Here is a 24068-nt window from a genome sequence, read left to right as displayed (position 1 = left end):
TCACCGGCCGCGCGACTGCCATGCACGGTGGTCCACGCCGACGGACGGCGTGCCGCGCCCGGTCGCCTTACGCCACGCGTGGCGGGCTCCGAGCCCGAGGCCGACGGGCAGGAGCACCGTGATGGGCAGTGAGGGCATGACGACCGGGGCGTGATTGCCCTCGGCGACAGCGACGGCGACACCGACGACGACGCCGAGCGCGGCGAGGGCCAGGACCACGGCGGTCCAGTGCGCGGATTTCACGGCTGTACCGTACGCGTCCGCCACGGCAGGCGAGGCATCGGGTCGGCCGCGGACGTGCTTGGGGCCGCGAGCGCCCGGCGCCCGGGCGAGGCAGGCGCCTTGTCGGTTTGTCGATGAATAGTGAGTCGCCTCACACCCCACGCCCGACGGATGGTGACCATGGGCCGGTGAGCCCCACGCTTCCGTCATCCGGCAGTCGAATCGGGGGCGTTGATGGCGGAATTGCGGTGCACGAACGAGTCGTGCGGGTCGACGCGGGTGCAGAGCCTGCAGTTGTTCGAGGCGACGGTCGAGCCGGGTTCGCCGTTGAAGGCTGATCTCGGACGGCCGCCGAAGGCCGAGGGTGCCTTCGCGTGGCCGCTGGGACTGCTCCTGTCGGGGGTGGCGCTGCTCGTGTCGGGCGCGATCCTCGCCGGGCTGCTGGTGGCCGTCGTCGGCGTCGTGTGGGGTCTGCGGGAACGGGGCAGGGTGGCGGCCGCGAAGCGCGCGAACGCGGAGTGGCAGCGGAAGATGATCTGCCTCGTGTGCAAGAAGCCGTTCGTTCCCGTGGCATAGCCCGGGCACGTGTTCACGTCCCCGGCAGTTGCTCCTGCTCGACGTCGAAGCGCCCGGTCCGCGGCGCCGTGCCGAGTCCGTGTTTGCGCCGGCAGCCGCGGCCCCGGCCCCACAGCCGGGCGTCGTGCGCGGTGAGGGGCCGGTGGCAGTCGGCGCAGAGGACGGTCGGGCGCTCCTGCGCCGGCTGCCCTTCGGGCGACAGGCCGGGCAGGGGTGACGGCTCGGGTGCGGGTACGGCCATGCGGCCAGTGTGGCAGCGCCGGCCCCCGGCCGCTGTCGGTGGCCGGTGCGACACTGGTGCCGTACGCCCCTCCCCGAGGTCGAGACGGGGAGGGGCGTCGTGCCCTCGAACTGCCGTGCCTACCGGGTCGGTTCCGGGAGGGCCTCGGTGAGGCGGGCGTTCTCCGCCGAGCGTGCCGGACGCGCCCTCAGCAGCCGCCACGCGATCCCCGCACCCACGCTGCCCAGCAGGAACAGCACGGTGAACCACTGGAAGTACCAGTGGCCGCCGGCCGGGTCGTAGACCGCGGCCCGCGGCCAGGCGAGGTTGACCGTCATGACCAGCCCGTAGAGCAGGGCCAGCGCGTTGACGGGCAGGCCCCAGCGGCCTAGGGAGAACAGCGGGCGGCCCCGCTCGTCCGTCCCGCCGGCGCCGAAGCGCTCGCCGCGCAGCCGGCGCAGCAGCATCGGGCCGGTGACCATGGCGTAGGCCAGGTACAGCATGGCGATGCAGGTGGTGCCGATGGCCAGGAAGGCGTCCGGGGACAGGAGGTTGAGCAGGCAGAGCGCGGCCGCCGCGACACCGACGACGAGCGCGGGCGCGACGGGCATGCCGGTGCGGGGCGAGACCCGGGACAGGCGGGCGGAGAACGGGAGGACGCCGTCGCGGGCCATGGAGAAGAGCATGCGGGTGCCGGCGGTCTGGATGGCGAGCGTGGCCACGGCGATGGCGACGGCGACGTCGGCCAGCAGGGCCTTCCCGACGCCCGCGCCGAGGCTGCTGGTCAGGACGTAGCTCAGGCCCTCCGTCGCGAGCCGCCCGTCGGTGAGGCTCGGGGCGGCGAGCAGTCCGCCGAGCAGGAGCAGTCCGCCGAGGGCGCCGGCCGCGGCGAGGGCGGTGAGGATGGTGCGCGGGGCGGTGCGGCGCGGCGAGCGCGTCTCCTCGCTCATCTCGCCGGCGCTGTCGAAACCGATGAGGACGTACGCGGCGGTGAAGGAGCCGACGAGGAGCGCGCCGACGGCGCCGCCCTGGCCGCCGGTGTGGAGGGTGACGCCGGGGCCGCGCTCGGCGTGCGTGAACAGCAGGACGACGATGAGGCCCGCGCCGATGATCTCCGCGGTGACGCCGACGCGGTTGACGGCCGACATGACCCGGTTGTCGAGCGTGTTGACCACGGTCGTGAGGGCCAGCAGCACCACGCCGAGCAGCGCCGCGTTGGCCGCCCCGGTCGCGGTGGTGGGCGCCGGATCGCCGCCGAGGACCTGGAAGCCCGGCCAGATCGCGGGCAGGACGACCTGCAGGGCGAGCGCGGCGGCCGCCACGACCACCACCTGGCCGATCACCATGATCCATCCGGCGAACCAGCCCCACGTCGGTGTGCTGAGCCGGGTCGACCACTGGTAGATCGCCCCGGACAGCGGGTAGCGGGCGGCGAGTTCGGCGAAGCAGGCGGCGACCAGCAGCTGCCCGGCGAGCACCGCGGGCCAGGTCCAGAAGAAGGCGGCACCGCCGGAGGAGAAGCCGAAGGCGAAGAACTGGAAGACCGTCGTCAGGACGGAGATGAAGGAGAAGCCCGCGGCGAAGGAGGCGTAGCGCCCCATGCTGCGGTGCAGTTCCTGGCGGTAGCCGAAGCCGGCGAGGGTGCCGTCGTCGGAGGCCGGCGGGGGCGGCGGGGGAGCGGAGGGCGCGGACGGTGCGGTGGTGGTCATGGCGGACCCCTGTCGCTGGATTCCTGTCGGGTGACAGAAATTAGGGGCGGTCCATTTCGCCCGCGTGTCACGTTCATGTCCGCGACGCTCCAAGGTGCTCACCGCCGTCGGGCCGGCGCGACCCTTCCTGCGATTCGCGATGTATCGCGCTTGTCAGGATGGGTGACTCGCGATATGTTCGGTCGCGGATATACGGGAGCGAGTGTGCGGAGGTATACGGGCATGGCCAAGCGCCGCAAGCTCGGCAACCCGCTGGCCCTCGCCGTCATGGCGACGCTCGGCGAACGCCCCATGCATCCGTACGAGATCGCCCAGGTGCTGCGGCAGCGGGGCAAGGAGCAGAGCATCAAGATCAATTACGGCTCGCTCTACACCGTCGTGCAGAACCTCGAGAAGCACGGCTTCGTGGAAGTCACCGGCGTGCAGCGGCAGGGCAACCGCCCCGAGCGCACGCTCTACGGGCTGACCGAGGCCGGCCGGGAGGAGCTGCACGACTGGCTCGCCGACCTGGTCGCCGTCCCGGTGCGTGAGTACCCGGCCTTCGAGGCGGCGCTGTCGCTGCTGCTCGTGCTGCCCGCCGACGAGGTGGTCGACCTGCTCACCGAGCGGGTCGCGAAGCTGGAGGTGCAGGCGGCCGGCGTCCACGGCGTGCTCGCCAGGCTCCGGCACGACCTGCCGCGGATGTTCCTGATCGAGACCGAGTACCAGGTCCACATGCTCGAGGCCGAGGCGCAGTGGATCCGCGGCTTCCTCGGCGAACTCGGGAAGGGGACCATCTCCGGCGCCGCCGAGTGGCGGCGCTGGCATGAGACCGGTGAGATGCCCGAAGCCTGGACGGAGTCCGAGGAGGGGGCCGAGGAATCGGCCACCGCGCGGCACTTCAGGGAGGAGCTGCGGAGGCGGAGCGGCCCCGACGCGACACCGACATGAGGAACGCCCCCGGCGCTCGCTGCGGGAACAGCGCGCGCCGGGGGCGGTGACCCCGGACCGGACGGCTGCGGGAACAGTCGCCAGGCGATCGAGGTGCGGCACACCCAGGATAGCCCGGCAGTCCCCCCGCCGATCGGTCCGGCCGTTCGTGGAAGGCCCGTTCACCAGGGCCACCGTGCGGCCCGTCACGGGCCCGCGAACCGACCGATCACCGGGCCGTGCAGGCACGGCCCCCTTGGCAGGCGGAGGAATCTGTCATGAGCACACGCGCGCCCGCGATCGTGGCGCACGACCTCGTCAAGACCTATCCCGGGGACGTGCGCGCCCTCGACGGGATGGGCGTCACCGTGGAGCCCGGTACCGTCTTCGGGCTGCTCGGCCCCAACGGCGCCGGGAAGTCCACCACGGTGAAGATCCTGACCACCCTGGCCCGTCCCGACTCCGGCACCGCCCTCGTCGCGGGTCACGACGCCCTGCGCCACCCCGACCGGGTGCGCCGGGCCATCGGTGTCGTCGCCCAGAGGTCGGGCGCCGACCCGGTCGCCACGGGCGCGGAGAACCTGCGGCTGCAGGGCCGGCTGTACGGGCTGCGCGGCGCCGCGCTCGACCGCCGCGTCGAGGAGCTCCTCACCCGCTTCGACCTGGCCGACGCCGCGGCGCGGCCGGTGAAGACCTACTCCGGCGGCATGCAGCGGCGCCTGGACGTCGCGCTCGGTCTGGTCCACCGTCCCGAGGTGCTCTTCCTCGACGAGCCGACCACCGGCCTCGACCCCGAGGCGCGCACCGCGATGTGGGAGGAGATCGCGCGCCTGGCGGGCGACGACGGCCTCACCATCCTGCTCACCACGCACTACCTGGAGGAGGCCGACCGGCTCGCCGGGCGCATCGCGATCGTCGACCGCGGCCGGGTCGTCGCCGAGGGCACCCCCGACGGGCTCAAGGGCGAACTGCGCGGCGACGCCGTGCACGTGGAACTACGCGAGCCGGCCGGCCCGGTCGACGCCCACCTCCTGGAGACGGCACTCGGCGAGTTCGCGGGCGTGCGCGAGGCACGGCTGGACGGCCGCCGGCTCAGCGCCCGCGCCGACGACGGCGCCGCGGCCGTGCCGCACGTGCTCGCCGTCCTGGAGCGCGAAGGCGCCGCCGTCGCCTCCGTCACCGTCGCCCGGCCCTCACTGGACGACGTGTACCTCCGCTACGCCGGGCGCCGGTTCGCCGACGCCGACACCGCCACCCCCGCGGCCGGGTCCGCGACCGTCCCCGCGCCCGCCGGAGGTGCCCGATGAGCGTCGCGCTCACCCAGACCTGGTACATGACGCAGCGTCATCTCATGGCGTTCTGGCGCCAGCCCGCGTACCTGCTCATCACCTTGGTGCAGCCGGTGATCTGGCTCTTCCTGTTCGGCGCGCTCTTCCGCCGCGTGGTGGAGCTGCCCGGCTTCGGCGGCGGATCGTACCTGGACTACCTCGTCCCGGGCGTGGTCGTGATGAGCGCGCTGTCCTCCAGCATGTGGGCCGGCATGGGCACGCTGGAGGAGATCGAGCGCGGCACCCTCAACCGCTTCCTCACCACCCCGGTCAGCCGCGCCGCGCTCATCAACGGCAACGTCGTCTCCCAGGGGCTCAGCACCGCCCTGCAGTCCGTCGCCATCGTCGCCCTCGGCAAGCTCGGCGGCGCCGACTACCCCGGCGGCGCCGTCGGGCTGCTGGTGCTCGTCGTGGCGTCGGTGCTGCTGGGCACGCTGGTCGGGGCGTTCTCCAACGCCATGGGCATGCTGGTGCGGCAGCGCGAGAGCATCATCGGCATCAACACCTTCCTGCTGCTGCCGCTGACCTTCCTGTCCTCCGCCTTCATGGCGCCCGCGCTGATGCCGTCCTGGATGCGGCACGTCGCCGACGTCAACCCGATGAACTGGGCGCTCGTCGCGAGCCGTTCCGCGATGGCCGACAGCCCCGACTGGGGTGCGGTGCTCACCCGCGGCGGCGCGCTGCTGGTGGTGGCGGTCGCCGCGGTCGGGCTGTCGACCCGCACCTTCCGCTCGTACCAGAAGTCGGTCTGAGACCCGGCCGGTACGACGACCGGGCGTGACCCCACGGCGGGGTCACGCCTGGTGCGTACGCGACGTCAGGAAGCGAGCGCCCGCGGCGGCTCCTGCTCCTCCTCGATGCGGCGGTTCCACTCGGGCTTGGAGGCCTGCCAGCCGTCCTCGTCGTGGCCGGTGCGCCAGTACCCCGAGATCGACAGCCGTTCACGCGGCACGCCCAGCTCGACGCGCAGCAGACGGCGCAGCTGCTTGACGAAGCCCGCCTCGCCGTGGACGAAGGCCTGCACGTCACCCGGCGGGAACTCCAGCCCGGACACGACGTGGAGCAGGGCCTCGCCCACCGGCCGGGAGCCGCGGTGCACCCAGGTGACCTCGGCGTTGCCGGGCGTGGGGAGCTTCTGCTCCTCCTCCGGGCCGGACACCTCGACGAACACCCGGGCGGGAGCGCCCTCGGGCAGCCGCTCCAGCGAGGCGGCGATCGCCGGCAGCGCGCTCTCGTCGCCCACGAGCAGATGCCAGTCGGCCGCGGAGCCGGGCGCGTAGGCGCCGCCGGGGCCGAGGAAGAGCACCTCCTCGCCGGGCTGGACGCGCGCGGCCCACGGGCCGGCCAGGCCCTCGTCGCCGTGGTACACGAAGTCGACCGTCAGCTCGCGCGCCTCCGCGTTCCACCGGCGCACGGTGTACGTCCGGATGCGCGGCCACTGGTCGCGGGGGAACTCGGCGCGGATCCGCTGGATGTCGAACGGCTCGGGGTAGCGCACGCCCTCGACCGGGAACAGCAGCTTGATGTAGTGGTCGCTGTACTCGCCCACGGGGAATCCCGCCAGGCCCTCACCGCCGAGGACCACGCGGATCATGTGCGGGGTCAGCCGTTCCACGTGCTGCACCCGCGCGCGGTTGAGCTGCGGCTTCCTGCGCACCGGACGGTCTGCCATGAGCACACTCCTCGCACTAAGTTAGGCAAGCCTAACCCATCTGGCCCGCCCTGTGCAGCCCGGTCTCGGAAAGATCACGAGATCTTCGAACACCGGTTCCGATCCGCCGTTCTCCGATTTTGATGGGACGGACGCGATCAGACGCTACCCGGGAGGCCGGCGCACATGGCTTCCGACACCGCCACCGCGATCACCGCAGGACCGCGCGGGGTGCCGCTGCTGGGGAACCTCCCGCAGTTCGCCAAGGACCCGCTCGCCTTCTTCACCGCGCTCCGCGAGTGCGGGTCCGGGCAGGTCACCTGGGCCATGGGCCGCACCCCCGCGCGCTTCCTCAATGATCCCGCGCTCATCGGGGAACTGCTCTCGGCCCGCGAGTCCACCTTCTCGCTGCCCGACCTCGGCTGGTCCTTCCGCTACCTGATGGGCGAGGGGGTCGTGGTGGCCAAGGGCGCCGACTGGCGCCGCAAGCGCTCCCTCGTCCAGCCCTCGGTACGGCCCAAGCAGGTGCGCGCGTACGCGGCGACCATGGCCGACTGCGCACGGGAGGTCGCCGACCGCTGGAACGGGGGCGAACGGATCGACGTGCGCCGCGAGATGACCGGGCTGACCCAGCGCATCGCCGTACGGACCGTGTTCGGCACCGACGCCGCCGTCCGCGAGGAGGTCATCGGCCGCTGCATGGACGCCGCCCAGCAGCAGATGGGCGCCGAGTTCCGCGGACTGGGCGCGATGCTGCCCGACTGGTTCCGCACCCCGGGGCGGATCCGCTTCAAGGCCGCCGTCGACACCCTCGACGCCGAGGTCGCCCGGATCGTCGCCGTCCGCCGTGAGGCCGGCGGCGAACGCGACGACCTGCTCAGCCGGTTGCTGGCCGCCGTCGACGAACACGGCGTCCCGCTCACCGACAGGGAGATCAGGGACGAGACCGTCACCCTCTACAACGCGGGGCACGAGACCACCGCCACCACCCTGACCTGGGCCTGGCACCTGCTGTCCCGCAACCCTCAGGCGCGTGAGGCGCTCACCGAGGAACTGGACCGGGTGCTCGGCGGCCGCACCCCGGGCTTCGACGACTACGCTGAACTGCGCTGGACCGAGGCCGTCGTGAAGGAGACCCTGCGCGTGCGGCCCACGGTCTGGCTCAACCTCGCGGTCGCGGGGGAGGGCGCCACCCTCGGCGGTGAGCCCGTCCCGGCCGGCACCCAGGTCTGGATCAGCCCCTGGGCCACCCACCGCGACCCGCGCTGGTGGCCGGAGCCCGAGGAGTTCCGCCCCGAGCGCTGGCTGGACGGGGCGCCCGACCCGGTCACCGACCACACCTGGTTCCCCTTCGGCGGGGGCACCCGGGCCTGCCTCGGCGCGCGCTTCGCGATGGTCGAGGCGGTGATCGTGCTGGCCACCCTCGGCAGCCGCTTCCACCTGGACACCGGCGACGAGGAGATCCGCCCCACCGTCGGCCTCACCCTCCAGCCCGACCGGGACGTCCTCGCCGTCACCCGGCCCGTTCCGGCCCCAGCACGCTGAGCAGCCGCTGCAGCGAGCCGCCCAGCCCCCAGCGCTCGGCCAGCGCGGCCAGCTCCTGAGGCCGGCGCGGCTCCCGCGGCAGCTGCGGGGTGAACTCCGGCAGCGGCACGTCGGAGGCCACCCGCACCACCTTGGGTGCGACGGCCACGTAGTCCCCGGCCTCCTGCAGCCGCTTGCGCTGCGCCGGGGTGACCTTCGAGGCGGGGTCGTGGGCGGCGGCCATGATCCCGGCCAGGTCGCCGTACGCCTCCAGCAGCTTCGCCGCCGTCTTCTCGCCGATGCCCGGCACGCCCGGCAGGCCGTCGCTCGGGTCGCCGCGCAGCAGCGCCAGGTCCGCGTAACCGGGGCCGTCCACGCCGTACTTGCCGCGCAGCCAGGCCTCGTCCACCACGTCCAGCGAGCCGACGCCCTTGAGCGGGTACAGCACCCGCACCCCGCGGGCGTCGTCCACCAGCTGGAACAGGTCGCGGTCACCCGTCACGATGTCCACCGGGCCGGGCGCCCGGCCCGTCAGGGTGCCGATCACGTCGTCCGCCTCGTAGCCGGCGACACCCACCCGGGCGATGCCCAGCGCGTCCAGCACCGCCTCGATCACCGGGACCTGCGGCGACAGGGTGTCCGGGACCTCCTCGACGTCCGAGCCGCCGGGGACCTCCTCGGCGACGCGGTGCGCCTTGTACGAGGGGATCAGGTCCACCCGCCACTGCGGCCGCCAGTCCGCGTCCATGCAGGCCACCAGGTCGTCGGGGGAGTGGTCGGCGACCAGGCGGGCGATGAAGTCCAGCAGGCCGCGCACGGCGTTGACCGGCGTGCCGTCCGGCGCGCGCACCGAGTCGGGCACGCCGAAGTACGCGCGGAAGTAGAGGCTGGCGGTGTCCAGGAGCATCAGGCGTCGAGTCACACGCCGATGATGCCGCACGCCGCCGACACCGTGACCTCCGTCACGGAACGGTTTGCCCCGCCCGGGTCGGGGCAGCCGCCGTCCCGGAGCGGGACAGGAGCGCTCCGCGACCTGCGTGCGGGGGCAGCCGGTCGTCCTCCCTACGACACGTGAGGTGTATGTGTACAGGCTGCAGGCAGAGCATCTGTACAAGGTGTTCGGTGCCGACCCCGAGGACGGCGTGCGCCGTCTGGAGGCCGGAGCCGGACGCGACGAACTGCGCGGGAGCGGTACGACCGCCGCGGTGATCGACGCGAGCTTCGACGTCCGCGAGGGCGAGATCTTCGTCGTCATGGGCCTGTCCGGGTCGGGCAAGTCCACGCTGCTGCGCACGCTCAACGGGCTGAATCCCCCCACCGCGGGGCGGGTGCTCTTCGACGGCCGGGACCTCACCGCACTCAGCGCCCGCGAACTGCGCCGCGTGCGCTCGCACGGCATCAGCATGGTCTTCCAGCACTTCGCGCTCTTCCCGCACCGCAGCGTGCTCCAGAACGCCGCGTACGGCCTGGAGGTGCAGGGCGTCGGCCGCAAGGAACGCGAGGAGCGCGCCGCGCGGGCCCTGGAACTCACCGGCCTGTCCGGCTGGGGCGACTCCTGGCCCGACGAGCTCTCCGGCGGCATGCAGCAGCGCGTGGGCCTGGCCCGCGCCCTGGCCACCGACGCCGACGTGCTCCTCATGGACGAGTCCTTCAGCGCCCTGGACCCGCTGATCCGCCGTGACATGCAGGACCAGCTGATCGAGCTGCAGCGCAGCCTGAAGAAGACCATCGTCTTCATCACCCACGACCTCAACGAGGCCATGCGCCTCGGCGACCGCGTCGCCGTCATGCGCGACGGGCGCATCGTCCAGATCGGTTCCCCCGAGGACATCCTGCTGCGCCCCGCCGACGAGTACGTCAGCTCCTTCGTGCACGACGTCGACCGTTCCCGCGTGCTGACCGCCGGCACCGTCATGGAGCCCCCGCACCGCCCCGACGCGGGCGACTGCCGCTGCGAGACGGTCACCCCGCGCACCGCGCTCGCCGACGTCCTGCCGGTCAGCGCGCGGGTCCCGCACCCCGTGGCCGTCCGCGACGAGGCCGGCGACGTGGTCGGTGTGATCGCCAAGGACCGGCTGCTGGCCGCACTCGGCGACCACGACGGACCGGTGACGCCGTGCACCGACGACACGGCGCAGGCGGCCGCCGCCCCGCCCGCGAAGGACGCCGCGCCCAGGGTGCCGGGCCGGCCGCGGAAGGAGGCGGCGCGTGCCTAGGCTGCCCCTCGGCGACTGGACCGACAGCGCCGTCACCTACCTGCGCGACCACTTCGGTCCGCTCTTCGACCTCATCAGCGCCGTCGTCTCCGGCATGTACGACGGCCTGGACGCCGTCCTGCAGGCCCCCGCGCCGCTGCTGCTCGCCGGCATCCTCGCGGTCCTCGCGCTGTGGCTGCGCGGTCTGACCGCGGGCGTGCTCTCCTTCGCGGGCCTGGCCGTCGTCGTCTCCGTGCAGCAGTGGGACGAGGCCATGGACACCCTGTCCCTGGTGCTGGTCGCCACCGTGATCACCATCGTGCTCGCCGTGCCGCTCGGCATCTGGTCGGCGCGCAACCGCACCGTCTCCGCCGCACTGCGCCCGGTACTGGACTTCATGCAGACGATGCCCGCCTTCGTCTACCTGATCCCCGGCATCTTCTTCTTCGGCGTCGGCCAGGTGCCCGGCATCATCGCCACCATCGTCTTCTCCCTGCCGCCGGGCGTGCGCATGACCGAGCTCGGCATCCGGCAGGTCGACGGCGAGCTCGTCGAGGCCGCGGAGGCCTTCGGCACCGCCCCGCGCAGCACCCTGCTGCGGGTGCAGCTGCCGCTCGCGCTCCCCACGATCATGGCGGGCGTCAACCAGGTGATCATGCTGGCGCTGTCCATGGTCGTCATCTCCGGCATGGTCGGCGGCGGCGGTCTGGGCGCCTCGGTCTTCACCGCCATCAGCCAGGTCGACATCGGCCTCGGCTTCGAGGCGGGCCTGTCCGTGGTCATCCTCGCCATGTACCTGGACCGCGTCACCGGCGCCCTCGGCACCCGGGTCTCCCCGCTGGGCCGGCGGGCGATGGCCGCGGCCGCCTCCCCGCGCGGTCTGCAGCTGTGGAAGTACCGCCCGCAGACCTCCGTCGCCGTCGTCGGCATCGTCGCCCTCGCCCTGGTCGCCGGCGGGGTGAACGTCTTCGGCGCCGCCGACGAGGGGACCGCCGTCCCCGAGGCCGACGACGTCGGCAAGGGCCGTCAGGTCGACATCGGCTACATCCCCTGGGACGAGGGCGTCGCCTCCACCTACCTGTGGAAGGAGCTGCTGGAACGCCGCGGGTACGAGCCGAAGGTCACCCAGTACGACGTCGGCGCCCTGTACACCGGCATGTCCGCGGGGCGGGTCGACTTCGAGACCGACTCCTGGCTGCCCGTGACGCACCGGTCGTACTGGGAGAAGTACAAGAACGAGCTGGACGACTACGGCTCCTGGTACGGCCCCACCTCGCTCGAACTGACGGTGCCGTCCTACGTCAAGGGCATCGACTCGCTGGCCGACCTCAAGGGCAAGGGCAAGCAGTTCGGCGGCCGGATCATCGGCATCGAGCCGGGCGCCGGGATGATGAAGATGCTCAACGACACCGTCCTGGACCGGTACGGCCTGGAGGGCGAGTACGAGGTCACCACCGGCTCGACCGCCAGCATGCTCGCCCAGCTCGACCGCTCCATCAAGGCGAAGGAGCCCGTCGTGGTCACCCTGTGGTCCCCGCACTGGGCCTACGACGAGCACAGTCTGAAGAAGCTGAAGGACCCGCTCGGCGCCTGGGGCAAGGGCGACGGCATCCACACCCTCGCCCGAGGCGGCTTCGCCGGCGAGGAGCCGAAGGTCGCGAAGTGGCTCCAGGACTTCAAGCTGAGCGAGAAGGAGCTGACCGGGCTGGAGGGCGCCGTCCACAAGGCCGGCCAGGGCCACGAGCAGGACGGCGTCCGCGACTGGCTCGACGCCCACCCCGGTCTCACGGAGCGGCTCGCCCCGGTCGGCTGACCGGACCCCGACCCCGGACGGCGCGGCACCCGGCACTTCCCCTCCCTCGTGCCGGAGCCGCGCCGTCCGGCCCTCCCCGTCCCGCGGGGATGGATACGGTGGGGGACATGACCCGTCGCGACTCCGGCCCCGCACGGCGTGTGGTCTCCCTCGTCCCCTCGCTCACCGAGGCGGTGGCGACCACGGCGCCCGCCCTGCTCGTGGGCGCGACCGACTGGTGCAACCAGCCGGCCGACCTGCGCGTCACGCGGGTACGGGGCACGAAGAATCCCGACATCGCGGAGATCGTGCGGCTCGCTCCCGACCTGGTGATCGCCAACGAGGAGGAGAACCGCGAGCCCGACCTCGCGGCGCTGCGCGCGGCGGGGCTGACGGTGCTGGTCACGGAGGTGCGCAGCCTTCCGCAGGCCTTCCGGGAACTGCACCGCGTCGTCGTCGAGGCCTGCGGCCTGCCACGCCCGGCCTGGCTCGACGCCGCGGAGAAGACCTGGGCGTCGCTGCAGCCCCCGGCCCACCCCCGCAAGGCCGTCGTGCCCGTCTGGCGCCGGCCGTGGATGGTGCTCGGCCGGGACACCTTCGCCGGCGACCTGCTGGCCCGGCTGGGCGTCGAGAACGTTTACGGGACCCACCAGGAGCGGTATCCGCGGGTGCCGGTCGACGAGCTCACCGGCAGCGGGGCGGACCTCGTCGTGCTCCCGGACGAGCCGTACCGGTTCACCGCGGAGGACGGGCCCGAGGCGTTCCCGGACATACCCGCGGCCCTGGTCAGCGGCCGTCACCTCACCTGGTACGGCCCGTCCCTGGCCGAGGCGCCGGCCGTGCTCGCCGCCGCCCTCGCCGGCCCCGCCCCCGCCCGGCGCGGCGGCTGACCCGGGTCGCCCGCGCCGTGGAAGCCCCCCGGCGCACGCGGGCCCGTGGCCGTCGCGTGCGCCGGGGAGGGACCTGGGGTCAGCCGCGCGCCACGGCCGTGAAGACCGTGCGCCCGGACCCGACCCGGTAGACGGCCCGGCCGTCCTGGACACCCAGGTACGTGGCGTGGCTCCCGGCGGCGGTGTAACGGCCGCCCGCCACCACGGGCAGCGCGACCGTCGCCGTCACGTTGACCGGCACCTCGACCGTCGTGTCCACCCCGTGCCGGTTCCGGCGCCAGTCGACGCCGACGGTGCCGCGCTCGGTCCACTGGCTGCCCGAGGCGTGGCTCACGCCCGAATCCGCCGGGGCGATCCGCACCGACGCGCCGCCCGGGCTGGTCACCGTGAGGCCGAGCACGCCCTCCAGCACCCCGACGACACCCGCGCCGCCCCAGCCGTGCGACATGCTCTCGCTGCTGCTCTGCGAGACCTGGCCGGGCGCGCAGTCACTGATCGAGCACCCCGGAGTCCACTGCTCCCACAGGAAGGTGCCGCCCTCGGCCAGGACCTGCGCGGGCCCGTCGGCGGAGGGATCGGTGAGGATCCGCACCAGCGTGTCCGGCCGGTCGACGACCCGCAGCGCCTCCAGCAGGGTCCGCAGCGTCATCGGCCCCTGCCGCATCCCCTGCCGGGACAGCTCCGCGCCCAGCGCGGCGTACTCCGAGGGTTCCGCGACGCCGTAGGCGACCGGGAAGCTCTGCGCGTGCTCGCCCTGATGCGCGATCAGGGCGCCGTCCGAGGACAGACCGTCCGACCACAGGCCGGTGCCGCCGTCGCGCAGCCGCTCCCGCATCGCCGCCGTCAGCTCGTCCGCGCGGCCGGCGTAGACGTCCCGGGTGGCGTGGTCGCCGAGCGCGTCGGCGGCCTCGGCCACCGACCGCATCGCACCCACCCCGAGGGCGTTGACGACCGTGCGGTTCACGTTGCCGTCGGTGACGTAGCCGTACCGCATCGGGGCGGGCCAGTCGATGATGCCGTGCAGGTAGGCGCCGCTGCCGCCGGGCAGGTCGGCGACCAGACCGCGGTCGTCCACCGCCGAGGAGACGTAGTCGGCGACATTGCGCATCACGGGCAGGGCCCGGGCGAGCAGTTCACGGTCGCCCGTGGTGCGGTAGTAGCGCATCACCCACTCGGGGAACATCTCGGTGTAGTCGGGGATGTCCCGCTTGGCGTCCCCGTTGGGGTAGACGGAGTTCAGGGCGCCATTGGGCCAGTAGCGGGCCTGGGAGTTCATGAAGGACTCGATGGCCTGACGGGTCAGGCTGCGCTCGCCCGACGCGGCCATCGTCGCGAACGACTCGTCCACGGTGTCGCCGAGGAACTGGCCCTTCTCACGGGTCGGGGTGTCCAGGAAGACGTTCTGCGCGGACTGCAGCGCCGAACGCTGCATCAGCGAGAAGACCTGGTCCAAGGTGCCGTCGCTGCTGCGGAACGTCGCGGGGTGGGCGGCGTCGGTGTTCTGGACGACGGCGGCGACGTCCCGCGTGGTCAGCTTCTCGCCCGGGTCGCTGATCTGCAGGTAGCGCCAGCCCCAGTAGGTGAAGGCCCGGGCGGTCTGCGGACCGTCCTTCTCGGTGTAGAAGAACCGCATGTTGCTGCCCTGGGTGTCCAGACCCGACGTACCCGCGCGGGAGTTCTCCACCCAGCTCGCCGCGGCGTGGTCCTTGCCCAGGGGACGGTCCAGGGTCACCGTCGTGCCGTCCACCGCGCTCACGGTGCGCGTCTCGGGGTGCCCGGCGCCGTACCCCGTGGCGGGCGCGTCCACCACGATCTCGTCGCCGGCGTGGACGTTCGCCGCGTTCGCCAGCGTCACGGAGGCGTCCCCGGCCCGCACGGCGGCGGTCAGCGTGGAGTTGCTGCGCCGGTAGCTGGTGGTGAACGTCAGCTGCCGGCCGGCGGTGCCGGAACGCAGCCGTACCGAGGGCACCGCGGCGTACACCTTGCCGAAGTCGGCGAGGACGGTGCCGTCGGGCAGGTGCAGCAGCGAGACCGGGTGGACGGTCTCCTGCGTCAGGTGGGCCTGCAGCGCCGACAGGTGGGTGAAGGCGCAGGGGGACGAACCGCCCTCGTAGGGAGCGCAGTTGTCCGGGTTCGGCCGCGGGTGGGCGCCGATGACGGTGGCCGCGGCCCAGCCGGAGTCGTCGTAGTTGGGGGTGTTCCAGCCGGCCGGCTCGACCGTGGCGTCGTAGTACTCCACGCGGTCACCGGCGTCGCCGTTGCGGTAGGTCAGGGTCTCGACCCGCTGCGGCTCGTAGCGGTGGACCTTCCAGGTGCCGTCGGAGACCGCCACGTCGCGGGTGCCGTCCGCGTGCTCGACCACCACCTTGACCAGCAGCCCGGAGGGGCCCTCGGGGGCGTTCGGGCCGTTGGCCCGGCCCTGGCACTTGCAGGACCAGTAGTGCGTCAGCACGCCCACGGCCAGGTCCCGGCCCGCCTTGACGCCCTTGACGGCGGCGACGTCGTAGAAGCCCTCGCCGGCGTACTCGTAGGACGAACTGCGCTGCACGGTCTTGCCGTCGACGTCGACCTGCCAGTCGCCGGCGGCCGCGACGTACACCCGGGTGCCGACCACGGGGCTGCCCGCGGACACCCGGACGACCTTGCGGGCCGCCGTCCACTCGTTGCTCGCGTCGTTCCCGGTGGCGGGACGGCGGATCCACTGGGCGCCCGACCAGTCCTGGTCCGTGAGGCCCGTGCCGAAGGACGCACCGGTCGAGTAGGGCGAGGCCTCCCCCGCGCGGTCCCACGTCCGCACCTTCCACTGGTACGCCGTCCCCGGCGCCAGCGCGGGCCCGCCGTACGGCACCCAGGACTGTTCGGAACCGCGGACCTTGCCGCTGTCCCAGACGGTGCGGCCGCCGGGGACGCGCACGACGACCTGGTAGGCGGTCTGGACCTCGTCGGAGTCGCTGTCGCGGGGCAGCCAGCCGAAGCGCGGCGCGGCGTCGATGGCGAGCGGGTCGGTGCGGTCGTCGACCGTCAGGCCGCCGGGGGCGCCCGGGGCGTGGTTGCGGGGCGCGTGCGCGTGGTCGGCGTAGGCCTGGGGCGTGGCGGCGGCGAGCGTCAGGCCGAGGGAGAGTGCGAGGAGGGTGAGGCGGCGGCGGGGGATGGGCGGACGTCGTTTCATGGACACCTCTCGGCGGGGTTAGAACGTTTCAATCCGCAGGCGTATGTTATTGATACGTTTCAATCCTGTGACCGGGGTGAGCCTAGGCAGGGCGCCGTTGCGCTGTCAACGCCCCTTCGTGTGCGGCGCCGTTGTGGTTGCGGGCGGCTGCGCCGGGCTGCCCGGTTGTTTGTGTGCGGGGTGTTCGCGCCTGTGGCGGGGTGCCCCCGCCCGCCCTCCCTCCCCCAGCCTTCGGCCGGGGGGATCCCCATGGGGGCACCCCGCCACACCCCCTCCTGTCGTAGGGGCGGCTGACCGGCCGGTGGGGGTTCAGAGAGCGGTCCGGGGTTGCCGCAGGTGCCTACTTACCCCCCACCGGCCGTCATGCGCCCCAACCGGCGTGAGGGGGTGTGGCGGGGTGCGCCCGGAAGCGACGAGCGGCGGACCCGGCGTCGAACGATGTGGGCGTATACCGCGAGCGCTGAGGACGTGCGCCGGCGCGGCCCCGACCCAGGCACACGGTGGGCAGGCCCGCACTGACCGCGCCGGGCAATCGGGAGGGCGGCGGGGAAACCGCCCGCCGCAGGCGCAACGCACCCGCACACAACCACCGGGCAGCCCGGCGCAGCCGCCCGCAGGCGCACACAACCCGCACACAACAACCGGCCCCAAGGGGCACCCCCCGCACAACATCTACGCTGCACGCATGAGCGACCCCCACTTCCGCCCCGTCACCCGCGACGACATCCCCGCCGTCGTGGCGATGTTCGCCGACGACGGCCTCGGCCGCGGCCGCGAGACCCCGGACGACCTGGAGCCCTACTACGCGGCGTTCGAACGCGTCGTCGCCGACCCCGGCCAGCACGTGGTCGTCGTCGAGCGGGACGGCACCCTCGTCGGGGTGCTGCAGCTCTCGGTGATACCGGGGCTGTCACGGCGCGGCACGACGCGCTCCGTCATCGAGGCGGTCCGCGTGCACCGCGACGCCCGCGGCGGCGGCCTGGGGACGCTGATGATCGAGTGGGCGGTCGAGGAGTCCCGCCGCCTGGGGTGCACGCTGGTGCAGCTGACCTCGGACCGGGCCCGCGCCGACGCGCACCGCTTCTACGAGCGCCTCGGCTTCACCGCCTCGCACGTCGGCTTCAAGCTGCAGCTCTGACCGCCTCAAGCTGCAGCCCTGACCGCCGCGGCGACCAGCGCCCGCATCACCCGTTCGTCCTCGTCCATCTCGGGGTGCCACTGCACCCCCAGCACGAAGCGGTCGCCCGGCAGCTCCACGGCCTCCGGTGTGCCGTCCTCGGCGTGGGCGCCGACCACCAGCCCGCGGCCCAGGGTGTCCACCGCCTGGTGGTGGTACGTGGGCACCGTCATGGCCTCCGGCACCGCCTCCGCGTAGCGCGTGCCGGGGACGGGCTTGACGGTGTGGCCGCCGAACGCGCCAACCCGGGGGCCGCGGTGACCGTCGATGTGCTGCACGAGCGTGCCGCCGAGGGCGACGTTGAGCAGTTGCATGCCCCGGCAGATGCCCAGCAGGGGCACCCCGGCGGCGAGGGCGGCGTCGAGGAGGGCGAGCTCCCAGGCGTCCCGCTCCCGCGCGGGCGGGTCGGTGCGCGGGTCGGGCTCGGCGCCGTACCGGGCGGGCTCGACGTCCGGGCCGCCCGCGATCACCAGCCCGTCCAGCCGGGCCACGGCGTCCGCGGCGTGGGCGGGGTCGTCCGGCGGGAGCAGCGCGGCGAGGCCGCCGGAACGCCGTACGAGCAGCGGGTACCCGGCGGGGAGCAGGGCGGCGGGCAGGTCCCAGCCGCCCCAGCGGGCCGAGTCGACCCAGTAGGTGCTGACACCGATCAGCGGACGGGCCACGGGAGCCTCCCTGCGACGCGCGGATTTCTTCTTGCACCGTACCCAACTGGGCCCCGGGCCCGTACTTTTGGATCACCTGTCGGCCGGTAGGAGAGGTGATCACCCGTGGTGCACCGAACAGCCCCGCTCAGCACCGACGACCTGCGACGACGTGTCGACTCCGGAGAGATCGACACGGTGGTCGTCGCCTTCACCGACATGCAGGGCCGGCTGCAGGGCAAGCGCTTCGCCGCACGGCACTTCCTCGACGACGTCCTGGAGCACGGCACCGAGGGGTGCAACTACCTGCTCGCCGTCGACGCCGACATGAACACCGTGGACGGCTACGCCCTGTCCTCCTGGGAACGGGGCTACGGCGACTTCGCCATGCACCCCGACCTCGGCACCCTGCGGATCACCCCCTGGGACGCCGCCACCGCGCTCGTCGTCGCCGACCTGCGGCTGCTGGACCACGGCTCCACGCCGGTGGCCCCCTCGCCCCGGCAGATCCTGCGCCGCCAGACCGAGCGGCTCGCCGAGCGCGGCTGGTCGGCGTACGCGGGCACGGAGCTGGAGTTCATCGTCTTCAAGGACACCTACGAGCAGGCCTGGACGAACGGCTACCGCGACCTGACCCCCGCCAACCAGTACAACGTCGACTACTCCCTGCTCGGCACCGGCCGCGTGGAGCCGCTGCTGCGCCGCATCCGCAACGAGATGGGCGCCGCCGGGATGCGCGTGGAGTCCGCCAAGGGCGAGTGCAACCTCGGCCAGCACGAGATCGCCTTCCGCTACGACGAGGCCCTGGTCACCTGCGACCAGCACAGCGTCTACAAGACCGGCGCCAAGTCGATCGCCGCGCAGGAGGGGTACTCCCTCACCTTCATGGCGAAGTACAACGAACGCGAGGGCAACTCCTGCCACATCCACCTCTCGCTGCGCGACGAGGACGGGCGGCCGGTCTTCGCGGGCGACGAGCCGGGCGGCATGTCGGAGACGATGCGGCACTTCCTGGCCGGGCAGCTCGCCGCGCTGCGCGACTTCTCCCTGCTGTACGCGCCCAACATCAACTCCTACAAGCGGTTCCGGCCCGGCTCCTTCGCCCCCACCGCCGTCGCCTGGGGCCCCGACAACCGCACCTGCGCCCTGCGCGTGGTCGGGCACTCCCCGTCCGCGCTGCGCCTGGAGAACCGTGTGCCGGGCGGTGACGTCAACCCCTACCTCGCCGTCGCCGGGATGATCGCCGCAGGCCTGCACGGCGTGGAACAGAAGCTCACCCTCCCCGAGCCCGTCACGGGCAACGCCTACGCCAGCGACGGGGTGGCGCACGTGCCGGCCACGCTGCGCGAGGCCGCCGAGCTGTGGGAGGCCAGCCCGATCGCCCGGGCGGCCTTCGGCGACGAGGTCGTCGAGCACTACCTGAACATGGCCCGCGTCGAGCAGGACGCGTACGACACCGCCGTGACCGACTGGGAGCGCTACCGCTCCTTCGAACGCATGTGAGGCAGCGAGTGCCCGAAGCACCCGAACCGCTCGAAGCGCTGGACGTGCTCAACCCGGCCACCGAGGAGGTGATCGCCACCGTCCCCGCGGCCCGCCGGGAGGACGTCGACGCCGCCGTCACCCGCGCGGCCCGCGCCCAGACCGCCTGGGCGGCCCTGGCCCCGGCCGACCGCGCGCGGCTGCTGCGGCGTTTCGCGGCCGTGGTCGACGCGCACGTGGAGGAACTGGCCGCCCTGGAGGTGCGGGAGGCGGGCCACACGGTGGGCAACGCCCGCTGGGAGGCCGGCAACGTCCGCGACCTGCTCGACTACGCGGCGGGCGGCGTCGAGCGGCTCAGCGGCCGGCAGATCCCGGTGCCCGGTGGCATCGACGTCACCTTCCTGGAACCGCTCGGCGTCGTCGGTGTCATCGCGCCCTGGAACTTCCCCATGCCCATCGCCGCCTGGGGGACCGCACCCGCGCTCGCGGCGGGCAACGCGGTGATCCTCAAGCCCGCCGAGACCACCCCGCTGACCGCGCTGCGCCTGGCGGACCTGGCACTGGAGGCGGGACTGCCCGAGCACCTCTTCCAGGTGCTGCCCGGCCGGGGCCCGGTCGCGGGGGCGGCCCTGGTCGAGCACCCGGGCGTCGCGAAGATCGTCTTCACCGGGTCGACCCGCGTCGGCAAGCAGATCATGGCCACGTGCGCCGGCACGCTCAAGCGGCTCACCCTGGAGCTCGGCGGCAAGTCGCCGAACATCGTCTTCGCCGACGCGGACCTCGAGAAGGCCGCGGCGACCGCCCCGATGGCCTTCCTCGACAACGCCGGGCAGGACTGCTGCGCCCGCACCCGGATCCTGGTCCAGCGCCAGGTGTACGACCGCTTCATGGAACTGCTGGAGCCCGCCGTCCTGGCCGTCGGAGTCGGCGACCCGGCTGATCCGGCCACCGGCATGGGCCCGCTCATCTCCGCCGCGCAGCGCGACCGGGTCCGCGTCCACGTCGCCCCCGACGCGCCCGTCGCGATCCGCGGCACGGCCCCGGAGGGCAAGGGCTTCTGGTACCCGCCGACCGTGCTGACCCCCGCCGACCCGGCCGAGCGCGTCGCGGTGGAGGAGGTCTTCGGCCCGGTGGCCGTCGTGCTGCCCTTCGAGGACGAGGCCGACGCGCTTCGCCTGGCCAACGCCACCCCGTACGGCCTGTCGGGCTCGATCTGGACCCGGGACGTCGGCCGCGCCCTGCGACTGGCCCGGGGCACCGCCGCCGGCAACCTGTCGGTGAACTCCCACAGCTCGGTGCGCTACTGGACACCGTTCGGCGGGTTCAAGCAGTCGGGGCTCGGGCGTGAGCTCGGCCCGGACGCGCTGGCCGCCTTCACCGAGACCAAGAACGTCTTCATCAGCACGGAGGAGTGATCCCGGCAATGACGGAAGCAGAAGCAGTGGTGTGCCGCCGCCTGGTGGGCCGGACGGCGGTGGTCACCGGCGCCGGCAGCGGCATCGGGCTCGCCTCGGCGCGCCGGCTGGCCTCCGAGGGCGCGCACGTGGTGTGCGCCGACATCGACGAGGCCGCGGGCAAGGCGGCCGCCGAGGAGGTCGGCGGGCTGTTCGTCGAGGTCGACGTCACCGACGCCGGGCAGGTGGAGGCGCTGTTCAAGGCGGCGTACGACACCTACGGCTCGGTCGACGTCGCCTTCAACAACGCCGGAATCTCGCCCCCCGACGACGACTCGATCCTCACCACCGGCATCGACGCCTGGCGCCGCGTCCAGGAGGTCAACCTCACGTCGGTGTACCTGTGCTGCAAGGCGGCGCTGCCGTACATGCAGCGCCAGGGCAAGGGCTCGATCATCAACACCGCGAGCTTCGTGGCCGTCATGGGTGCGGCGACCTCGCAGATCTCGTACACCGCCTCCAAGGGCGGCGTGCTGGCGATGTCCCGCGAGCTGGGCGTGCAGTTCGCACGGGAGGGCATCCGGGTCAACGCGCTGTGCCCGGGACCGGTCAACACCCCGCTGCTGCGGGAGCTGTTCGCCAAGGACCCGGAGCGCGCCGCGCGCCGCCTGGTGCACATCCCGGTGGGCCGCTTCGCGGAGGCGGAGGAGATCGCCGCCGCCGTGGCCTTCCTCGCCAGCGACGACGCGTCCTTCATCACCGGAGCGGAGTTCCTGGTGGACGGGGGCATCGCGGGGGCGTACGTGACCCCTCTGTGACCGGGTGACTGACGGGAATCTTAAGGGCCGGGCCTTAAGGTGACGCCGTGACCATGACGACCCCGCCCGGCTGGTACCCAGAGCCCGGGCAGACAGGCAACGGGCCCGCTCTGGAGCGCTGGTGGGACGGGACCGCGTGGACCGAGTACACCCGCACGGCCCCGCCCCCCGTCCCGGCGTTCGGCGCCGGGGCGCCGGGCCATCCGCAGTACCCCGGCTACCCCGGCGCGTTCCCCGCCGCCCCCCGCAAGCGGCGCGGCGGTCTGATAGCGATCGCCGTCGTCGCCGCGGTCGTGGTGGCCGGCGCGGTGATCGGAGGCGTCGTCGCCCTCGGCAGGAGCGGCGGCGACAGCGCGGACTCCGCCCGGCCCGCCCCCTCGTTCACGGCCCCCGGGCAGGGCCCGGAGGGCGACGACGGCGGCCCGGGCGGTGGGGGTCCGGACGGCGGCGGCCCGCAGGACGTGCCCAAGAGCGAGCCCGGCTTCGCCCTGGACGCCGTCGACGGCGTCAGCCTGCCCGTGCCCGACGGCTGGACCGGCTCCACCAGCCGGTACGGGCTCGCGGAGCTCAGCGTGGGCGAGTACGCCTGCCCCGGCGACGCCTCGAGCACCTGCCTGCGCGGCGGTGTCTTCTCCATGCCCGCCTCGTCGGTGAAGCTGAAGTCCACCACCGCCGAGGCCGCGGCCAAGGAGGACATCGCCGGCAACGCCGAGGGGGCCTACGGCGGCAAGGTCTACGGCGACATCACCTCGCACACGCAGTTGCTGTCGAAGAAGGTCACGGTCGCCGGCGAGCAGGGCTACCTGGTGCGCTGGAAGGTCGTCACCGAGAGGGGCGACGACGGCTACGTCCAGTCGCTGGTGTTCCCCTCGCCGTCGGACCCCGACCGGCTCGTCCTGGTCCGCTACGGCTTCGACGTCAACCCCAAGGCGCCCGGCCTCGCCGTGATGGACGAGATCACCAAGGGCATCAAGGCCTCGGGCTCCGGCGGCGGCACCGGCGTGTGACCGCCCCCCCGCGCGCGGGCGCCCCGGTCCGGTCCGTCCGGCCGGGGCGTCCGGGTGTCACAGGAACGTCTTGCCCTCGCCGCGGTACGTCGGCACCGCCCGTACCACCCGGTCGCCCTCGACCAGCTGCAGCGTGTCGAAGCGCTCGCACAGCTCGCCCGCCTTGGCGTGCCGGAACCACACCTTGTCGCCGATCAGCAGGTCGTCGGCGGGCGTCCCGATCAGCGGCGTCTGCACCTCGCCCGGCCCCTCCTGGGGGTCGTAGCGCAGCCCCTGCGGCAGGTGGGGCACCGGCAGCCGGTCCCGGCCCGCCGCGCCCGATGCCGGGTAGCCGCCGCCGAGGACGGTGACGACGCCCACCCCCGGGCGGCGCACCACGGGCTGCGCGAACAGCGCCGCCGGACGGCCCCGGAAGGAGGTGTAGTTGTCGAACAGCCGCGGCACGTACAGGCCCGACCCGGCGGCGATCTCCGTCACCGCGTCCTCGGCGGCCGTGCTCTGCACGCTGCCCGTCCCGCCGCCGTTGACGAACTCCAGCCCGGGCGCCACCTCCCGCACCGCCCGGACGACCTCCGCGCGCCGCGCCGCCAGCTCCCGGCGTGCCGTCGCCTGCATCAGCCGCACCGCGCGCGAACGCAGCGGCCGGCCGCCGACCGAGTCGCCGACGCCGGCCACATGGCCCTCGTACGCCATGATCCCCACCAGCCTGAACCCGGGCCGCCGGGACACCTCGCGGGCCAGCGCGGCCATCTGCTCGGGCTGGTGGAGCGGGGAGCGCAGCGCCCCGATGCGGAGCCGGCCCCCCAGCATCTTCAGCGAGGTGTCCAGCTCCAGGCAGACCCGGACGATCTCGGAGCCGCCCGCGCGCGAGGAGTCGATGAGGTCGAGCTGCGCCGCGTCGTCGACCATGACGGTCACCGCGGCCGCCAGCTTCGGGTCCGCGGCCAGCTCCGCGTAGCCGGAACGATCCGCCGACGGGTACGCCAGCAGGACGTCGTCGAAGCCCGACCGCGCCAGCCACAGCGACTCGGCGAGGGTGAAGGACATGATCCCCTCGAAGCCGTCCCGCTCCAGCACCCGTTCCAGGAGCGCGCGGCAGCGGACCGACTTGGACGCCACCCGGATCGGCTTGCCGCCCGCCCTGCGGACCAGGTCGTCCGCGTTGGCGTCGAACGCCTCCAGGTCCACGATCGCCACCGGCGCGTCGAGGTGGGCGGTGGCCCGGTCGTACCGGGCGCGAGCTGCTCCGCGATCAGACATGCGCGAAGCTTGCCAGAATGCCCCTACCGAGCGGTAGGGGCAAGTGATCCGTACTGACGCGTCGTGACGTCGCCGCGCCCAGTAGAGTGACGCCGCAGTCCATC

General features: G+C 73.4%; 21 protein-coding genes. 13 read left to right on the top strand and 8 right to left on the bottom strand.

The annotated features are described in order from the left end of the window. On the bottom strand, positions 1 to 243 hold the full coding sequence (locus AC1VWI_RS11715) for a hypothetical protein (RefSeq protein WP_499510912.1): 243 nt from the start codon (positions 241 to 243) through the stop codon (positions 1 to 3). 258 nt (positions 244 to 501) lie between these two features. On the opposite strand from AC1VWI_RS11715, the gene AC1VWI_RS11710 reads away from it, so the two are divergent. Beyond that, positions 502 to 798, top strand: coding sequence for a hypothetical protein (locus AC1VWI_RS11710; protein WP_499510911.1), 297 nt, complete (start codon positions 502 to 504; stop codon positions 796 to 798). 13 nt (positions 799 to 811) lie between these two features. Here AC1VWI_RS11710 and AC1VWI_RS11705 read toward each other — a convergent pair whose 3' ends face one another. Continuing rightward, entirely contained in the window at positions 812 to 1039 is a 228-nt protein-coding gene (locus tag AC1VWI_RS11705; RefSeq protein WP_499510910.1) for a DUF6011 domain-containing protein, read from the bottom strand. A 119-nt stretch (positions 1040 to 1158) separates the two neighbouring features. Next, positions 1159 to 2727 carry an amino acid permease gene (locus tag AC1VWI_RS11700; protein ID WP_499510909.1) on the bottom strand — a complete coding sequence of 523 codons (1569 nt, stop codon included), beginning with the start codon at positions 2725 to 2727 and terminating at the stop codon, positions 1159 to 1161. A gap of 222 nt (positions 2728 to 2949) precedes the next feature. Here AC1VWI_RS11700 and AC1VWI_RS11695 point away from each other — a divergent pair, with 222 nt between their 5' ends. The 3 genes from AC1VWI_RS11695 (at position 2950) to AC1VWI_RS11685 (ending at position 5716) form a co-directional block, all read left to right on the top strand. After that, positions 2950 to 3657 (top strand): PadR family transcriptional regulator, encoded by a 708-nt coding sequence (locus AC1VWI_RS11695; protein WP_499510908.1) that lies wholly within the window; start codon positions 2950 to 2952, stop codon positions 3655 to 3657. A 257-nt stretch (positions 3658 to 3914) separates the two neighbouring features. Continuing rightward, positions 3915 to 4943, top strand: coding sequence for an ATP-binding cassette domain-containing protein (locus AC1VWI_RS11690; protein WP_499510907.1), 1029 nt, complete (start codon positions 3915 to 3917; stop codon positions 4941 to 4943). After that, the gene (locus AC1VWI_RS11685) at positions 4940 to 5716 is read left to right on the top strand and encodes an ABC transporter permease (protein ID WP_499510906.1); all 777 of its coding nucleotides are present in this window, start codon (positions 4940 to 4942) and stop codon (positions 5714 to 5716) included. The genes AC1VWI_RS11690 and AC1VWI_RS11685 overlap by 4 nt, the downstream gene beginning before the upstream one ends. 65 nt (positions 5717 to 5781) lie before the next feature. Here the strand turns inward: AC1VWI_RS11685 and AC1VWI_RS11680 are convergent, their stop codons facing one another. Further along, a complete protein-coding gene (locus tag AC1VWI_RS11680) occupies positions 5782 to 6636 on the bottom strand; it encodes a siderophore-interacting protein (protein ID WP_499510905.1) in 855 nt (284 codons plus the stop codon). Between the two features lie 165 nt (positions 6637 to 6801). On the opposite strand from AC1VWI_RS11680, the gene AC1VWI_RS11675 reads away from it, so the two are divergent. After that, the gene (locus AC1VWI_RS11675; protein WP_499510904.1) at positions 6802 to 8160 is read left to right on the top strand and encodes a cytochrome P450; all 1359 of its coding nucleotides are present in this window, start codon (positions 6802 to 6804) and stop codon (positions 8158 to 8160) included. Here AC1VWI_RS11675 and AC1VWI_RS11670 read toward each other — a convergent pair. Continuing rightward, positions 8129 to 9046 carry a 5'-3' exonuclease gene (locus tag AC1VWI_RS11670; RefSeq protein ID WP_499516779.1) on the bottom strand — a complete coding sequence of 306 codons (918 nt, stop codon included), beginning with the start codon at positions 9044 to 9046 and terminating at the stop codon, positions 8129 to 8131. The two genes, AC1VWI_RS11675 and AC1VWI_RS11670, sit on opposite strands and share 32 nt — an antisense overlap. Before the next feature lie 175 nt (positions 9047 to 9221). On the opposite strand from AC1VWI_RS11670, the gene AC1VWI_RS11665 reads away from it, so the two are divergent. From AC1VWI_RS11665 to AC1VWI_RS11655, 3 genes are all read left to right on the top strand, one after another. Then, positions 9222 to 10355 (top strand): quaternary amine ABC transporter ATP-binding protein, encoded by a 1134-nt coding sequence (locus AC1VWI_RS11665; protein ID WP_499516778.1) that lies wholly within the window; start codon positions 9222 to 9224, stop codon positions 10353 to 10355. After that, positions 10348 to 12147: an ABC transporter permease/substrate binding protein gene (locus AC1VWI_RS11660; RefSeq protein ID WP_499510903.1), complete on the top strand. Its 1800-nt coding sequence runs from the start codon at positions 10348 to 10350 to the stop codon at positions 12145 to 12147. Before AC1VWI_RS11665 ends, AC1VWI_RS11660 begins: the two co-directional genes overlap by 8 nt. A 107-nt stretch (positions 12148 to 12254) precedes the next feature. Beyond that, entirely contained in the window at positions 12255 to 13016 is a 762-nt protein-coding gene (locus tag AC1VWI_RS11655; RefSeq protein WP_499510902.1) for a helical backbone metal receptor, read from the top strand. A gap of 79 nt (positions 13017 to 13095) precedes the next feature. On the opposite strand, the gene AC1VWI_RS11650 is transcribed toward AC1VWI_RS11655, so the two are convergent. After that, complete coding sequence (locus AC1VWI_RS11650; RefSeq protein WP_499510901.1) at positions 13096 to 16185, bottom strand: glycoside hydrolase family 78 protein; 3090 nt, start codon at positions 16183 to 16185, stop codon at positions 13096 to 13098. Between the two features lie 685 nt (positions 16186 to 16870). Between AC1VWI_RS11650 and AC1VWI_RS11645 the strand changes: the two genes are divergently transcribed. Beyond that, positions 16871 to 17323 carry a GNAT family N-acetyltransferase gene (locus AC1VWI_RS11645; protein WP_499510900.1) on the top strand — a complete coding sequence of 151 codons (453 nt, stop codon included), beginning with the start codon at positions 16871 to 16873 and terminating at the stop codon, positions 17321 to 17323. 5 nt (positions 17324 to 17328) lie between these two features. Here AC1VWI_RS11645 and AC1VWI_RS11640 read toward each other — a convergent pair whose 3' ends face one another. Further along, positions 17329 to 18024 (bottom strand): gamma-glutamyl-gamma-aminobutyrate hydrolase family protein, encoded by a 696-nt coding sequence (locus AC1VWI_RS11640; RefSeq protein ID WP_499510899.1) that lies wholly within the window; start codon positions 18022 to 18024, stop codon positions 17329 to 17331. Positions 18025 to 18129: 105 nt separating this feature from the next. Between AC1VWI_RS11640 and AC1VWI_RS11635 the strand changes: the two genes are divergently transcribed. The 4 genes from AC1VWI_RS11635 to AC1VWI_RS11620 are packed head-to-tail and all read left to right on the top strand — an operon-like array spanning position 18130 to position 22704. Continuing rightward, positions 18130 to 19506, top strand: coding sequence for a glutamine synthetase family protein (locus AC1VWI_RS11635; protein ID WP_499510898.1), 1377 nt, complete (start codon positions 18130 to 18132; stop codon positions 19504 to 19506). An 8-nt stretch (positions 19507 to 19514) separates the two neighbouring features. Continuing rightward, positions 19515 to 20900, top strand: coding sequence for an aldehyde dehydrogenase family protein (locus AC1VWI_RS11630; protein WP_499510897.1), 1386 nt, complete (start codon positions 19515 to 19517; stop codon positions 20898 to 20900). Positions 20901 to 20908: 8 nt separating this feature from the next. Continuing rightward, entirely contained in the window at positions 20909 to 21697 is a 789-nt protein-coding gene (locus AC1VWI_RS11625; protein WP_499510896.1) for a 3-oxoacyl-ACP reductase, read from the top strand. Between the two features lie 53 nt (positions 21698 to 21750). Next, complete coding sequence (locus AC1VWI_RS11620) at positions 21751 to 22704, top strand: DUF2510 domain-containing protein (RefSeq protein ID WP_499516777.1); 954 nt, start codon at positions 21751 to 21753, stop codon at positions 22702 to 22704. Between the two features lie 57 nt (positions 22705 to 22761). Here AC1VWI_RS11620 and AC1VWI_RS11615 read toward each other — a convergent pair whose 3' ends face one another. Then, complete coding sequence (locus AC1VWI_RS11615; protein ID WP_499510895.1) at positions 22762 to 23964, bottom strand: amino acid deaminase/aldolase; 1203 nt, start codon at positions 23962 to 23964, stop codon at positions 22762 to 22764. Positions 23965 to 24068: the final 104 nt, after the last annotated feature.

It is taken from the genome of Streptomyces sp. TOM-9, assembly GCF_056858595.1.
Note: the sequence above shows the minus strand (reverse complement) of the source record. Positions and strands in the feature narration are given on the sequence as shown.

Excerpts from the sequence above, each read along its gene's own strand:
- AC1VWI_RS11695 (WP_499510908.1), top strand. The coding sequence starts at position 2,950 with ATGGCCAAGCGCCGCAAGCTCGGCAACCCGCTGGCCCTCGCCGTCATG.
- AC1VWI_RS11700 (WP_499510909.1), bottom strand. The coding sequence starts at position 2,727 with ATGACCACCACCGCACCGTCCGCGCCCTCCGCTCCCCCGCCGCCCCCG.
- AC1VWI_RS11685 (WP_499510906.1), top strand. The coding sequence starts at position 4,940 with ATGAGCGTCGCGCTCACCCAGACCTGGTACATGACGCAGCGTCATCTC.
- AC1VWI_RS11655 (WP_499510902.1), top strand. The coding sequence starts at position 12,255 with ATGACCCGTCGCGACTCCGGCCCCGCACGGCGTGTGGTCTCCCTCGTC.
- AC1VWI_RS11690 (WP_499510907.1), top strand. The coding sequence starts at position 3,915 with ATGAGCACACGCGCGCCCGCGATCGTGGCGCACGACCTCGTCAAGACC.
- AC1VWI_RS11705 (WP_499510910.1), bottom strand. The coding sequence starts at position 1,039 with ATGGCCGTACCCGCACCCGAGCCGTCACCCCTGCCCGGCCTGTCGCCC.
- AC1VWI_RS11675 (WP_499510904.1), top strand. The coding sequence starts at position 6,802 with ATGGCTTCCGACACCGCCACCGCGATCACCGCAGGACCGCGCGGGGTG.
- AC1VWI_RS11680 (WP_499510905.1), bottom strand. The coding sequence starts at position 6,636 with ATGGCAGACCGTCCGGTGCGCAGGAAGCCGCAGCTCAACCGCGCGCGG.
- AC1VWI_RS11670 (WP_499516779.1), bottom strand. The coding sequence starts at position 9,046 with ATGCTCCTGGACACCGCCAGCCTCTACTTCCGCGCGTACTTCGGCGTG.
- AC1VWI_RS11625 (WP_499510896.1), top strand. The coding sequence starts at position 20,909 with ATGACGGAAGCAGAAGCAGTGGTGTGCCGCCGCCTGGTGGGCCGGACG.
- AC1VWI_RS11620 (WP_499516777.1), top strand. The coding sequence starts at position 21,751 with ATGACGACCCCGCCCGGCTGGTACCCAGAGCCCGGGCAGACAGGCAAC.
- AC1VWI_RS11650 (WP_499510901.1), bottom strand. The coding sequence starts at position 16,185 with ATGAAACGACGTCCGCCCATCCCCCGCCGCCGCCTCACCCTCCTCGCA.
- AC1VWI_RS11645 (WP_499510900.1), top strand. The coding sequence starts at position 16,871 with ATGAGCGACCCCCACTTCCGCCCCGTCACCCGCGACGACATCCCCGCC.
- AC1VWI_RS11615 (WP_499510895.1), bottom strand. The coding sequence starts at position 23,964 with ATGTCTGATCGCGGAGCAGCTCGCGCCCGGTACGACCGGGCCACCGCC.